Below are 13301 nucleotides of genomic sequence, written 5' to 3'. Positions count from 1 at the left end.
CCGAAGAACCAGAACAGGTGCTGCCACAGCAGCACACCGCCGTTCTGCGGATCGTAGATGTGGGCGCCGAGCACACGGTCCGCGGCGGCGGCGAGGATCGCCGCGGCCAGCACGGGGAAGGCCATCAGCACGAGGATGCTGGTGATGAGCGTGTTCCACGTGAAGATCGGCATGCGCCACATGGTCATACCCGGAGCACGCATCGTCAGGATGGTCGTGATGAAGTTCACGGCGCCGAGGATCGTGCCGAAACCGCTCATGCCGAGGCCCAGCATCCAGAGGTTCCCGCCGACGCCGGGCGAGAAGCTGGCGTTGGCGAGCGGCTGGTACGCGAACCATCCGAATGCCGCCGCGCCCTGCGGCGTGAGGAAGCCGGCGACGGCGATGGTCGAGCCGAAGAGGAACAGCCAGAACGCGAAGGCGTTCAGTCGCGGGAATGCGACGTCGGGGGCACCCAGCTGCAACGGCAGGATCGCGTTCGCGAAGCCCGCGAACAGCGGCGTCGCGAACATGAGGAGCATGATCGTGCCGTGCATGGTGAACAGCTGGTTGTACTGCTCCTTCGTGGGCACGATCTGCATGCCGGGCTCGAACAGCTCAGCGCGGATGATGAGCGCCATGACGCCACCGAGCATGAAGAACAGCACGGAGGCGATCAGGTACATGTAGCCGATCGTCTTGTGGTCGGTGGAGGTGATCCACTTGACGACGATGTTGCCCTTCTGCTCGACGCGGGTCGAGCTCATGAGGGCGGCCTGACGCGGCGGCACGGTCTTCGGTCGCGTCGTCTCCTGCGGCAGAGTCGTGGCCATGATCACTCGTCTCCCTCGGAGCTGTCGCCCGTGCCGGGCAAATTCTGGAGGCGGTCGTACGCCTCGTTGATGTTGCCGGTGTTGCCAGCAGCCTCGAGAGAGGCGAGATAGCTGTCGTACTCGGCTTCGCTGACGACCTTGACGTTGAACAGCATCATCGAGTGGTACTCACCGCAGAGCTCGGCGCACTTTCCGGCGTACTCGCCCTCGCGCGTCGGCGTGAAGGACCAGTAGTTGTCCTTGCCGATGTACATGTCCTTCTTGTAGAGGAAGTCGATGATCCAGAAGGAGTGGATGACGTCGCGCGAGTTGAGCTTGATCTCGACCGTCTGGTTGACCGGGAGATAGAGCGTCGGCAGCTGGCTCTCGTCGATGTTCCCCTGCTCGTCGGGCTGGGCCTGGATGCCCATGCTCCAGACGGCATCGGAGCCGTCTTCCTCTTCGCCGTTGTACTGGAAGTCCCACGCCCACTGCTTGCCGATCGCGGTGATCGAGACGTCGGGATCTTCGTAACGGGTCTCGAGGATGGCCTGGTCACGCGCCGTGAAGGCGAAGAAGCCGACCACGAGGATCAGCGGCACGACCGTGTAGAAGATCTCGATCGGCATGTTGTAGCGCAGCTGGACAGGCAGACCCGTCTGGCCCTTGCGACGACGGTAGGCGATCATCGCCCACAGCATCAGGCCCCAGGTGACCACGCCGACCGCGAGCAGCACGATCCAGGAGTTGACCCACAGACCCGAGACCATCTCGGTCTTGTCCGTCGTCGGAACGCCGTCCTCCGTGAAGCCGGGGAGGAACCCGTTCAGCTCCGTCGGTGTGCATCCGGCGAGGACTGCGGCCGTTGCGATCCCGATGGGAAGAACGGCCCAGCGGAGACGGCGTTTCGAGTGCACGGTGCACCTTTCCGGGTCGCGGGTGTTGCTCCAGCCAGTCTAGAGCAAGCTCCCACGCTCTTCAGGCCAACCACACAGGTGAGCCCCCGCGGCGTGGGGAACGCGGATCGGGCCCGGGGGGTTCTGTCGAACCGCCGGGCCTGTCGGATTTCCGGAGTGATCAGTGGAAGCTGTCACCGCATGCGCAGCTGCCCGCGGCGTTGGGGTTGTCGATCGTGAACCCCTGCTCCGAGATCGTGTCCTTGAAGTCGATCGTGGCGCCGTCGAGGTAGGGCACGCTCATGTCATCGACGATGACCTCGACGCCGGCGAAGTCGATGGCCTTGTCGCCGTCGAGGAACCGTTCGTCGAAGTAGAGCTGGTAGATCAGGCCGCTGCACCCGCCGGGCTGCACAGCCACACGCAGGCGGAGGTCGTCGCGACCCTCCTGCTCCAGGAGGTTCTTCACCTTCTGTGCGGCGGCGTCCGTCAACGAGACGCCGTGCTCACGGGCGATCTGATCGGTCGTCAGGGCGGTGTCGGTCATGACGCTCCTTCGGGATGGGCCGCGCGCGGCGCGGGGACGATGGGTCGATTCTACGCGCCGTCCGCCGCAGCGAGGGCGGGCTCACGCGCCGCGTCGGTCCAGTCGCGCCAGCAGGAGCGCCTCCGCGGTCAGCGCGTGGCGGAAGGTGTCCAGGTGGAGCGACTCGTTGGGGCTGTGGGCACGGGCATGGGGGTCTTCCACCCCCGTGACGAGGATCTGCGCCTCCGGGAACGCTCGGACGAGGTCGGAGATGAACGGGATGGAGCCGCCCACGCCGAGATCCACCGGCGCGACACCGTACCCGGCCGCGAGAGCCTCGCGTGCCTCGGCGACCGCCCACCCGTCGGTGTCGACGAGAAACCCGTCCCCGAGGTCGACGTCGGAGAATTCGAGGTGTGCACCCCAGGGCGCATGTGCGCGAAGGTGGCTTTCGATCGCCGCGTATGCCTCGGCCGCCGGCTGCCCGGGGGCGATCCGGGCGCTCACGACCACGGCGACCTCGGGGCTGAGGGTGTTGGAGGCGTTGCGCACCGACGGGGCGTCGATCCCGGTGACCGTCAGGGACGGCTTGTTCCACAACCGGCTCAGGATCGATCCGGTTCCGATCGGCTGCACGCCGTCGGGCAGTCCGGCTTCCGCGCGCAGGGTGTCTTCGGGATAGTCGGGAGTCTCGCCGTCACGGGTGAGGAGCCCATCGACGGCGACGGCGCCGTCGGCATCCCACAAGGACGACAGGAGCGTCACGGCGGCCATCATCGCGTCGGGCACCGCCCCGCCGTACATCCCCGAGTGCGACGCGTGCTCGAGGGTGCGCACGGTCAGCGTGAAGCGTGCGTTGCCGCGCAGCGTCACGGTCAGGGCGGGCGTCGTCGCGTCCCAGTTCGTGGAGTCGGCGACGACGATCACGTCGGCTCGCAGATCATCGGCGTTGTCGGAGAGGAACTGCGCGAACGAGCGCGACCCCGCTTCCTCCTCGCCCTCGATGAACAGCGACAGCCCGAGATCGAAGTCCGGACCCACAGCGTCGACGAGGGCGCGGATCGCGCCGATGTGAGCCATGATGCCGGCCTTGTCGTCGGCAGCGCCGCGGCCGTAGAGACGCCCGTCCCGCACGGTCGGCTCGAAAGGCGGCGTGTCCCAGAGCGACTCGTCGCCGACCGGCTGCACGTCGTGATGCGCGTACAGCAGGATCGTGGGTCGGCCGTTGCGAGGGTGCCGGCGCGTCAGCACCGCGGGCTTGCCGACCTCATCCGTCCCGGGTATCGCCGCCCTCCGGATCGAGACCTCGTCGAACACCCCGGTCTTCTCGGCGAGTTCGGCCACCGCCGCGGCGGTTCGCCCAACTTGTGCCTCGTCGAACCCGGGGAAGGCGATGGACGGAATGCGCACCAGGGCGCCCAGATCGGCCAGCGCGGAGGGGATGCCGGCCGCGGCCGCGGCGGTGACCGCATCGTCGAGAGTCTGCTCAGAAGCCATGCGGGTAATCTTAAGTGCAGCAGTCACCGCGATCCGAGGATTCATCGTGCCCAACACCCCCGCCGCCCCGGCGCCCAAGGACGAGTCGACCGAGACAGAGACGTCGGTCGCCGGCAAGGGTCGTCCCACCCCCTCTCGTGCAGAGCGGGAGGCCGCCCGGAAGCGCCCCCTCGTGCCCGACACCAAAGAGGCCAAGGCGCGCCAGCGCGCCGAGCTGGCCGCCAAGCGCGAGAAGGCCCGGCAGGGAATGGCCGCCGGCGAGGAGAAGTACCTGCCGCAGCGCGACAAGGGTCCGCAGCGCAGGTTCGTCCGCGACTTCGTCGACGCGGGCTGGCACCTCGCTGAGTTCGTCATGCCGGCGATGATCCTCGTGATCGTCGCCACGCTCATGCCGGTCGTCGAGGTGCAGTACTACGCTCTCCTGGCGCTGTGGGGATTCATCATCTTCGTCGTCGGCGACATGATCTACACCTCGATCCGCGTGAAGGGCGCCGCCCGGGCCAAGTTCGGCGAGGACCGCCTCGAGAAGGGCCTCGGCTGGTACGGCGCCATGCGCATCGTGCAGATGCGCTTCCTGCGCCTGCCCAAGCCGCAGGTCACCCGCGGGCAGTACCCCGCCTGAGTTCGACCAGGCGCCGATTGATCTGGCGCGCCCACAGCGGCCCTCGGTACAGGAACGCCGTGTAGCCCTGCACGAGCGTGGCGCCGGCATCCAGCCGCTCCTGCACGTCGTCGCCCGTCTCCACTCCCCCGACGGAGATCACGCAGAAGTCGCTGTCGGGCACGGCAGCGCGCACCCGTCGCAGCACCTCGAGCGAGCGGCGGCGCAGCGGAGCGCCGGACAGCCCGCCGTCCCCCGCCGCGGCGACGACCGCCGGTTCGGTGCGGAGGTCGTCTCGGGAGATGGTGGTGTTCGTGGCGATGATGCCGGCCAGACCGAGATCCCGCGCGAGCAGGGCGATGGCCGTCACCTCCTCGTCGGGGAGGTCTGGCGCGATCTTGACCAGCAGCGGCGTTTCGCCGCTCGCGTCGCGGACCGACGTCAGCAGCGGGCGCAGGGTCTCGACGGCCTGAAGGCCGCGAAGTCCGGGCGTGTTCGGCGATGACACGTTGACCACGAGGTAGTCGGCGATCGGCGCGAGGAGCCGCGCGCTTCGCAGATAGTCGTCCGCGGCCGCCGCGACATCGACGACGCGGCTCTTGCCGATGTTGGCGCCGAGCACCGGGCGCGAACGCCGACGACGCAGTCGCAGCAGCCGCAGAGCCGCCACCTCGGCACCCTGGTTGTTGAACCCCATGCGGTTCACGACGGCGCGGTCGGGAACCAGTCGGAACAGTCGAGGGCGGGGATTGCCCGGCTGCGGGATGGCGGTGACGGTTCCCACCTCGACGTGACCGAAGCCGAGGGAGTGAAGGCCCGCCGCACCCGTGACGTTCTTGTCGAAGCCTGCCGCCACGCCGAAGGGCGACTCGAAGTCGAGGCCGAGAGCCCGCGTGCGCAGAACCGGCGACGGCGCGGCGAAGCGGCGCGTGAGCTCGCGCACGCCCGGCAGGCCGAGCGCGCGGATGACGATCATCGCGGCGTGATGGGCCGTCTCGGGGTCCGTGCGCGTGAGGACGGTCCGGAAGAGGAAGGGGTACATCCCCTTCAGGCTATCGGTCGCGCCCGCGCACCGATGACGCGTTCAGACCGACGTCTCCGCGGTCTCATCGAGCGAGGACCGCCCGTGACGATCGGCGTGGTCGACGCGAAGCTGCTCGATGGCCGCTTCGAAGTCCTCGAGGGAATCGAACGCCTGGTACACGCTCGCGAATCGCAGGAAGGCCACTTCGTCGAGGTCCCGGAGAGGGCGCAGAATCGCCAGTCCGATCTCGTTGGTGTCGATCTGCGAGGATCCGGTCTGGCGGATGGCCTCCTCGACCGTCTGCGCCAGAACCGCGAGGTCGCTCTCGGTGACGGGCCTGCCCTGGCACGCCTTCCGCACGCCGCTCATGACCTTCTCGCGGCTGAAGGGCTCGATCACGCCGGACCGCTTGATGACGTTGAGACTCGCGGTCTCGATCGTCGAGAACCGACCTCCGCACTGCGGGCACTGTCTGCGGCGACGGATGCTCAGACCGTCGTCACTCGTGCGCGAATCGATGACGCGCGAGTCGGGATTGCGGCAGAACGGACAGTGCATCGCTCCCCTATCCCTCGAACCGCGCGGTGACCGCCTCGCCGTGCGCGGGAAGCGCCTCGGCTTTCGCGAGGGCGAGGATCCCCTCGGCAACCGCGTGCAGCGCGTCTCGGTCGTACCGGATGACCTGCTGAGGGCGAAGGAACGTCGACGCGGACAATCCCGACGTGTACCGAGACTGGCCGCCGGTGGGAAGCACGTGATTGCTGCCGGCGAGGTAATCGCCGAGGCTGACCGGCGACGAGTCGCCGACGAAGACGGCGCCGGCGTTCACGAAGCGCTCCACCTGGGCGTCCTCGAGCAGCACCTCGAGATGCTCGGGCGCATAGGCGTTGCTGAAGGCGATGGCGGTGTCGAGGTCATCCACGAGGATGATGGCGGACTGGACGCCGCGCAGGGCCTCGATGGCTCGCGCGGCGTTGCGGGTGCCGGAGACGCGGGCCTCGACCTCGCGCGTGACGGCTTCGGCGAGTTCCGCGGACGGCGTGACGAGCACCGCGGAGGCCTGCTCGTCGTGCTCGGCCTGGCTGATGAGGTCGACCGCCACGAATCGCGGATCCGCCGAAGCGTCGGCGACGATGAGGATCTCCGTCGCTCCGGCCTCGGAGTCGACGCCGACGACTCCCGCGACGACACGCTTGGCGGAGGCCACGAAGTTGTTGCCCGGCCCGGTGACGACGTCGACGGGCTCGAGGCCGATCTCGGACACGCCGTAGGCGAAGGCGCCGATCGCTCCCGCCCCGCCGACCGCGTAGACCTCGTCGATTCCGAGCAGGCGTGCGGCCGCCAGGATGTCGGGGTGCACGCGCCCGCCATGCTCCGCCTGCGGCGGCGAAGCGAGGGCGATGCGCGCCACACCGGCAACCTGTGCCGGCACGACGTTCATGACGACCGAGGAGGGGTAGACCGCCTTGCCGCCGGGAACGTAGACCCCGGCGCGGGCGACGGGACGCCAGCGCTGCTCGATGACAGCCCCGCGGGCGATCTCCGTCGTCACCGCGGGCGGGACCTGTGCTCGCGACGCGTGACGCACACGAGCGATCGCCTCTTCGAGAGCACGCCGCACTCCGGGGTCGAGACGATCGAGCGCCTCGACGAAGTGTTCCTCCGGCACACGGAGCGCATGCCCCTCGACCCGATCGAAGCGCGCCGCCTGCTCGCGGAGCGCCGTCTCGCCGCGCTCGGCCACGTCGGAGACGATGGCAGCGGCGGCGGACAGCGCATCCGCCCTGGCCACGCCCGCGCGCGGCACGGCGGCGAGCAGCTCGGCGGGCGTGAGCGCACGACCGCGCAGATCGATGGTGCGGAGCATCCCTCTAGGCTAACCGCCCGCGGTCAGCCGCGTGTGACGCCGTCGACCTCGTGGAGGTAGCCAACGCGCCCGTCTTCGTCGCGCACCACGAAGACCTCCCCGCGATCCTCGATCACGAGTGCCCAGGCGGTCGGGCCGATGCGGAACAGCGGTGCCCCCGTCTCATCGAGAACGTCGCGTTCCTCGGGGACGAGCGCCCAGAAGGCCTGCTGGCGAACCGAGCGTTCGCTCTCGACGGTCTCTCCCGGCTCGACCGCCTCGAAGGTGTCGCGCGTCTGGCGAGGAGTGAAGACGTCGAGGTCGTCATCGTCGCGATCGGACGGCGCGTCATCCTCTGCCGCACCGGTCCACCCCGCCCCCGGCGCGGTGTCGTCCGCCGCAGGAGCCGCAGCCGGAGCGGGAGCGGACGGACGGGCGGGACGCGGCACCACCGCGCGGACAGGACGGGCGTTCCGGTGAGCGGGAACTTCGGGGCGGTCGTGGAAGTCCGCGGCGAAGACGGGGATGAGGGGGGCGAAGACGGTCAGGACGACACCGGCGAGCATGAGCACCAGTTCGACCCAGACCACCCACGAGCGCAGCCACAGACCGCTGTCGATCGCCACGGCGACGGTCTCCCACACCATCTGCAGCCACAGAAGAGCGGCGAAGGAGAACACGACCGACGCGAACTGATCGATTCCGAGCGAACCGACGCGGCGGATGCCCTGCGGCGAGAGCCGGCGGAGCGCCAGGAGGAACACCGCGGCCGTCGGGAGGCCGATCGTGATGATCCACAGCAGCCCCGACGTCCAGACCGAGTCAAATCGCGCGACGGTCACCGAGAAGAACGAGACGACGAAGGCGACCAGCCACACGCCTCCGAGCGCGACTTCGCGGATGCTGAAGGGACCGACGCCATACGGTCCCGCGGCCTCCTCGCCGACGGTGCTCTCCCCCGCGGGGGTCGTCCGCTCGGGGACCTCGGTCGTGTCGTCGTACTGCTCGTCGGTCACAATCGTCCTTCCTTGCGCGGAGTGCTCGCGCGCCGTCCGATCCTACCCGCGTCGAATGAGACGCACATGAGATCGACGCCGCCGCCGAGCCGATTCAGCCCAGGCAGTTGGGTCCGAGCAGCCCCTTCAGATCTCCGTAGAGATCCGCAGACACCGACACCGGCATCGGAACCTCGAACACCTTCGCGGTGCCGCCCTTGTGCAGGCGCAGTGTCACCTCCGTGTCGCCCGAGTGCCGACGAAGCACATCGGCCAGGTCCGCCACCAGGCGCTCGGTCGCCCGCTGCTCTGGGACGGCCAGCACCAGCGGCCCGGACGCGTCGAACGAGCCGAGATCGGGTGCGAAGGCCGCCTGCGCGTGAAGGTTGAGTCCGTCGTCGCGGCGAGACACGCGCCCGCGCACGACGAGGATCGAGTCGGCCTGGAGCATCGTCTGGAACTCCGTGTAGGTCTTGCCCATGAACATGACCGTCACCTCACCGTTGAAGTCTTCGACGGTGACCATTCCATAGGGATTGCCGCTGGACTTCGCGACGCGATGCTGCACGCTCGTGAGAAGCCCCGCCACCGTCACCTGGTCGCCGTCCTGCAGCTCCTCCGACGCGAGCAGGTCGTGGATGGAGATCGACGCATGCTTGGCGAGAGGGATCTCGAGCCCGGCGAGAGGATGGTCGGACACGTACAGGCCGAGCATGTCGCGTTCGAAGGCCAGCTTGTCCTTCTTCGTCCACTCGGGACGCTCGGGGACCTTCGCGACCTGCTGCGGCTCATCGTCGCCCCACAGGCTGTCGAAATCGAACCCCACTTCGCCGTGTGCCTCGCGGCGCTTGTCGAGCACGGCCTGCTCCACGGCATCCTCGTGGATCTCCACGAGCGCCCGGCGGGTGTGTCCCAGCTCGTCGAAGGCGCCGGCCTTGATGAGCGATTCCACCGTGCGCTTGTTCGCCACCTGTGCCGGAACGCGGTTCAGGAAGTCGTGGAAGGAGAGGAACGGTCCGCTCTGGCGCGTCTGCACGATCGCCTCGACGACGTTCGCACCGACGTTCCTGACCGCCTCGAGCCCGAAACGGATGTCTTCGCCGACGGCGGCGAAGAAGCGGATCGACTCGCCCACGTCTGGTGGGAGCACCTTGATGCCCATGCGGCGGCACTCGTTGAGGTACATCGCGAGCTTGTCTCGCGAATCGCCGACGCTCGTGAGGAGCGCCGCCATGTATTCAGCCGGGTAGTGGGCTTTGAGATAGGCGGTCCAGTACGACACGAGCCCGTATGCGGCGGTGTGAGCCTTATTGAACGCGTAGTCCGCGAAGGATTCCAGAACCCGCCACAGCGTTCCCTGCGCTTCGTCGGAGAACCCGCGCTCGGTCATGCCGCCGAAGAAGATCTCCTTCTGCTTGTCGAGTTCCGACTTCTTCTTCTTGCCCATCGCGCGTCGCAGCAGGTCGGCCTGCCCGAGCGTGTATCCGGCGACCCGTTGGGCGACGGCCATCACCTGCTCCTGGTAGACGATCAGGCCGTAGGTCGTGTCGAGGATGTCGGCGAGCGGCTCGGCGAGCTCGGGATGGATCGGCTCGATCTCCTGCTGCCCGTTCTTGCGCAGCGCGTAATTGATATGCGAGTTCACGCCCATGGGACCCGGGCGGTAGAGCGCGAGCACGGCCGAGATGTCTTCGAAGTTGTCGGGCTTCATCAGACGCAGCAAGGAGCGCATCGGTCCGCCATCGAGCTGGAAGACCCCGAGCGTGTCACCGCGGGTCAGCAGTTCGTACGACGCCTGGTCTTCGAGATCGAGATCCTCGAGAACGAGCGGCGTGCCCCGGTTCATCTCGATGTTGTCGAGCGCGTCGTTGATGATGGTGAGGTTGCGCAGCCCCAGGAAGTCCATCTTGATGAGGCCGAGGGATTCGCACGCGGGGTAGTCGAACTGCGTGACGATCTGACCGTCCTGCTCCCGGCGCATGATCGGGATGATGTCCAGCAGCGGCTCGCTCGACATGATCACGCCCGCGGCGTGCACACCCCACTGGCGCTTCAGGTTCTCCAGCCCGACCGCGGTGTCGAAGACGGTCTTCGCCTCGGGGTCGGTCTCGATGAGGGTGCGGAACTCCCCCGCCTCCTTGAAGCGCGGATGCTCCTTGTCGAACATGCCGTTCAGGGGCATGTCCTTGCCCATGACCGCCGGCGGCATGGCCTTGGTGAGCCGGTCCCCCATGCTGAACGGGAACCCCAGCACACGGCCGGCGTCCTTGAGCGCCTGCTTGGCCTTGATGGTGCCGTACGTGACGATCTGCGCCACGCGCTCGTCGCCGTACTTCTCCGTCACGTACTGGATGACCTCGCCCCGGCGACGGTCGTCGAAATCGACGTCGAAGTCGGGCATCGAGACACGATCGGGATTGAGGAAGCGCTCGAAGATCAGACCGTGCTTGAGGGGGTCGAGATCGGTGATCTTCATGGCGTACGCGACCATCGACCCGGCACCCGAACCGCGACCGGGACCGACGCGGATGCCGTTGTCCTTCGCCCAGTTGATGAAGTCGGCGACGACCAGGAAGTAGCCGGGGAAGCCCATCTGGGTGATGACCCCGGTCTCGTACTCCGCCTGCTTGCGCACCTCGTCGGGAACACCGCCGGGATAGCGCTCGTGCAGCCCCTTCTCGATCTCCTTGACGAACCACGAATCCTCGGTCTCCCCGTCGGGAACGGGGAAGCGCGGCATGTAGTTCGCACTCGTGTTGAACTCGACGTCGCAGCGCTCCGCGATCAGCAGCGTGTTGTCGCAGGCCGATGGATTGTCGCGGAAGATCTGCCGCATCTCGGCGGGCGACTTGATGTAGTAGCCGTCGCCGTCGAACTTGAACCGCTTCGGGTCGTCGAGGGTGGAACCGGACTGCACGCACAGCAGCGCCGCATGGCTCGTGGCGTCGTGCTGATGCGTGTAGTGGGAATCGTTCGTGGCCAGGAGCGGGATGTCGAGGTCTCGAGCGATCTTCGTGAGATCCTCCAGGACCCGGCGCTCGATCGACAGGCCGTGATCCATGATCTCGGCGAAGTAGTTCTCCTTGCCGAAGATGTCCTGGAACTCGGCGGCCGCAGCGCGGGCGGCGTCGTACTGTCCGAGCCGCAGCCGCGTCTGGATCTCCCCCGACGGGCACCCCGTCGTCGCGATGAGGCCCTTGGCGTACTTCTGCAGGATCTCGCGGTCCATGCGGGGCTTGAAGTAGTAGCCCTCCATGCTCGCGAGCGAGGACAGCCGGAAGAGATTGTGCATCCCCTCCGTGGACTCCGACAGCAGCGTCATGTGCGTATAGGCACCGGCACCCGACACATCGTCGCTCGACTGCTCGGGCGATCCCCACCGCACGCGCGCCTTGTCGGAGCGGTGCGTTCCGGGGGTGACATACGCCTCGATGCCGACGATCGGCTTGATGCCGACGTTCTTGGCCGCCTTGTAGAACTCGAACGCCGCGAAGGTGTTGCCGTGGTCGGTCACGGCGATCGCGGGCATCTCGAGGCGGGCCGCCTCCTGCACCATCGCGTCGATGCGGGCGGCGCCGTCGAGCATCGAGTATTCGCTGTGTACGTGCAGGTGAACGAAGGAGTCGGATGCCACCCGACGAGTCTAGGTCGGGCTCCGGACACCGCGCAGAGCACCTCCGGAGCGTCGGCTAGCGTGGAGCGGTGCCCACACCCGACTTCATCCTCGACCTGCGTCGTTTCATCGGCACCCGTCCGCTCTTCCTGTCCGGAGTGACCGCCGTCATCGTGCGCGACGACCACGTGCTGCTCGGCCGCCGCTCCGACAACGGCGCACTCACGCCCATCACGGGCATCGTCGATCCCGGGGAGGAGCCGGCCGATGCCGCTGTCCGCGAGGCCGCCGAGGAGGCCGCCTTGCGCATCCGGGTGGACCGTCTGTCGTGGGTGCACCAGATCCCGCGCATCACCTACGCGAACGGCGACCAGACCGACTACCTCGATCTGACCTTCCGCTGCTCGTGGATTTCCGGCGAGCCCTATCCGGCCGACGGCGAGATGACCGAGGTCGACTGGTATCCGCTCGCGGACCTCGACGCATCGGACATCGACGACGACATGCGCGCGCGGATCGCCGCGGCGCTCGCAGACGGCCCCACCGTCTTCGAAGGCGGTCGCTGACGCGTCGGCATCCTTCGCCTCGGGTCAGTCCGCCCGAAGCACCTCGAGGGCGTGCGAGAGATCGTCGGGGTAGGCGGATGTGAAGGTCACCCGGCTCCCCGAGACCGGGTGATCGAAGCCGAGCCGGCGGGCGTGCAGCCATTGGCGGATGAGACCGAGCCGCTCCGACATGCTGGGGTCAGCGCCGTAGAGGGGATCGCCGACGCACGGATGCCGATGAGCGGCCATGTGCACCCGGATCTGGTGGGTGCGGCCGGTCTCGAGTCGGATCTCGAGCAGCGAAGCGCCGCGGAACGCCTCCACCGTCTCGTAGTGGGTCACCGAGTCCTTGCCGGCGGGGGTCACGGCGAACTTCCACGAATGGGACGGATGCCGCCCGATCGGGGCGTCGATCGTGCCGGTGAGGGGATCGGGATGCCCCTGGACGACCGCGTGATAGATCTTCTCGACCTCACGCTCCTTGAAGGCCCGCTTCAGGGCCGAGTAGGCGGTCTCCGTCTTCGCCACGACCATGAGGCCGCTCGTGCCAACATCCAGCCGGTGCACGATGCCCTGCCGTTCGGGCGCCCCGCTCGTCGCGATCCGGAACCCTCCGGCTGCAAGCGCTCCGAGCACCGTCGGGCCCTCCCACCCGACGGACGGATGCGCGGCGACCCCCGATGGCTTGTCGACGACCACGATGTCGTCGTCCTCGAAGACGATACCGAGGTCGGGGACGGCGACCGGCACGACCTCCGGCTCCCGCTTGTCCTGCCACGTGACGTCGAGCCACATGCCGGATTCGAGGCGATCGGACTTGCCGAGCGACCGACCACCCGACGCGACACCGCCCGATTCGGCCACTTCCGCCGCGAAGGTGCGGGAGAAGCCGAGCATCTTCGCCAGCGCGGCATCCACGCGCGCGCCCTCGAGCCCGTCCGGGACGGGGATCATGCGCGACGGCACG

12 protein-coding genes are annotated in these 13301 nt (G+C 68.0%); 2 read left to right on the top strand and 10 right to left on the bottom strand.

All coding sequences use genetic code 11. The features are described from left to right. From B3S45_RS03005 to B3S45_RS02990, 4 genes are all read right to left on the bottom strand, one after another. The coding region (locus B3S45_RS03005; RefSeq protein WP_286717315.1) for a cbb3-type cytochrome c oxidase subunit I at window positions 1-812 on the bottom strand (812 nt) is incomplete at its 3' end. 2 nt (window positions 813-814) lie between these two features. Further along, on the bottom strand, window positions 815-1708 hold the full coding sequence (gene coxB / locus B3S45_RS03000; RefSeq protein WP_194383275.1) for a cytochrome c oxidase subunit II: 894 nt from the start codon (window positions 1706-1708) through the stop codon (window positions 815-817). A gap of 160 nt (window positions 1709-1868) precedes the next feature. Further along, entirely contained in the window at window positions 1869-2234 is a 366-nt protein-coding gene (gene erpA, locus B3S45_RS02995; RefSeq protein ID WP_194383276.1) for an iron-sulfur cluster insertion protein ErpA, read from the bottom strand. Between the two features lie 81 nt (window positions 2235-2315). After that, window positions 2316-3710 carry a dipeptidase gene (locus tag B3S45_RS02990; protein WP_286717312.1) on the bottom strand — a complete coding sequence of 465 codons (1395 nt, stop codon included), beginning with the start codon at window positions 3708-3710 and terminating at the stop codon, window positions 2316-2318. A gap of 46 nt (window positions 3711-3756) precedes the next feature. On the opposite strand from B3S45_RS02990, the gene B3S45_RS02985 reads away from it, so the two are divergent. Then, complete coding sequence (locus B3S45_RS02985; RefSeq protein ID WP_228480754.1) at window positions 3757-4332, top strand: DUF3043 domain-containing protein; 576 nt, start codon at window positions 3757-3759, stop codon at window positions 4330-4332. Here B3S45_RS02985 and B3S45_RS02980 read toward each other — a convergent pair. The 5 genes from B3S45_RS02980 to dnaE form a co-directional block, all read right to left on the bottom strand. Continuing rightward, window positions 4307-5353, bottom strand: coding sequence for a quinone-dependent dihydroorotate dehydrogenase (locus B3S45_RS02980; RefSeq protein WP_194383279.1), 1047 nt, complete (start codon window positions 5351-5353; stop codon window positions 4307-4309). The two genes, B3S45_RS02985 and B3S45_RS02980, sit on opposite strands and share 26 nt — an antisense overlap. 42 nt (window positions 5354-5395) lie before the next feature. Then, complete coding sequence (gene nrdR, locus B3S45_RS02975; RefSeq protein ID WP_071043657.1) at window positions 5396-5893, bottom strand: transcriptional regulator NrdR; 498 nt, start codon at window positions 5891-5893, stop codon at window positions 5396-5398. A 7-nt stretch (window positions 5894-5900) separates the two neighbouring features. After that, window positions 5901-7202, bottom strand: a complete 1302-nt coding sequence (hisD, locus tag B3S45_RS02970) for a histidinol dehydrogenase (RefSeq protein ID WP_194383280.1) — start codon at window positions 7200-7202, stop codon at window positions 5901-5903. A 23-nt stretch (window positions 7203-7225) separates the two neighbouring features. Further along, window positions 7226-8197 carry a hypothetical protein gene (locus B3S45_RS02965; RefSeq protein ID WP_194383281.1) on the bottom strand — a complete coding sequence of 324 codons (972 nt, stop codon included), beginning with the start codon at window positions 8195-8197 and terminating at the stop codon, window positions 7226-7228. Window positions 8198-8291: 94 nt separating this feature from the next. Then, complete coding sequence (gene dnaE, locus B3S45_RS02960) at window positions 8292-11762, bottom strand: DNA polymerase III subunit alpha (RefSeq protein ID WP_237673331.1); 3471 nt, start codon at window positions 11760-11762, stop codon at window positions 8292-8294. Window positions 11763-11878: 116 nt separating this feature from the next. Between dnaE and B3S45_RS02955 the strand changes: the two genes are divergently transcribed. Further along, complete coding sequence (locus B3S45_RS02955) at window positions 11879-12355, top strand: NUDIX domain-containing protein (protein WP_286717306.1); 477 nt, start codon at window positions 11879-11881, stop codon at window positions 12353-12355. A gap of 24 nt (window positions 12356-12379) precedes the next feature. On the opposite strand, the gene B3S45_RS02950 is transcribed toward B3S45_RS02955, so the two are convergent. Then, a complete protein-coding gene (locus tag B3S45_RS02950; protein WP_286717304.1) occupies window positions 12380-13300 on the bottom strand; it encodes an RluA family pseudouridine synthase in 921 nt (306 codons plus the stop codon). Window position 13301 lies beyond the last annotated feature (1 nt).

The organism is Microbacterium sp. UBA1612 (assembly GCF_002321605.1).
GTDB classification, from domain to species: Bacteria; Actinomycetota; Actinomycetes; order Actinomycetales; family Microbacteriaceae; genus Microbacterium; species Microbacterium luteum.
Note: the sequence above shows the minus strand (reverse complement) of the source record. Positions and strands in the feature narration are given on the sequence as shown.

Coding starts and splice junctions, on each gene's coding strand:
- erpA (WP_194383276.1), bottom strand. CDS start 2,234: ATGACCGACACCGCCCTGACGACCGATCAGATCGCCCGTGAGCACGGC.
- B3S45_RS02990 (WP_286717312.1), bottom strand. CDS start 3,710: ATGGCTTCTGAGCAGACTCTCGACGATGCGGTCACCGCCGCGGCCGCG.
- B3S45_RS02980 (WP_194383279.1), bottom strand. CDS start 5,353: ATGTACCCCTTCCTCTTCCGGACCGTCCTCACGCGCACGGACCCCGAG.
- nrdR (WP_071043657.1), bottom strand. CDS start 5,893: ATGCACTGTCCGTTCTGCCGCAATCCCGACTCGCGCGTCATCGATTCG.
- hisD (WP_194383280.1), bottom strand. CDS start 7,202: ATGCTCCGCACCATCGATCTGCGCGGTCGTGCGCTCACGCCCGCCGAG.
- dnaE (WP_237673331.1), bottom strand. CDS start 11,762: ATGCTCGACGGCGCCGCCCGCATCGACGCGATGGTGCAGGAGGCGGCC.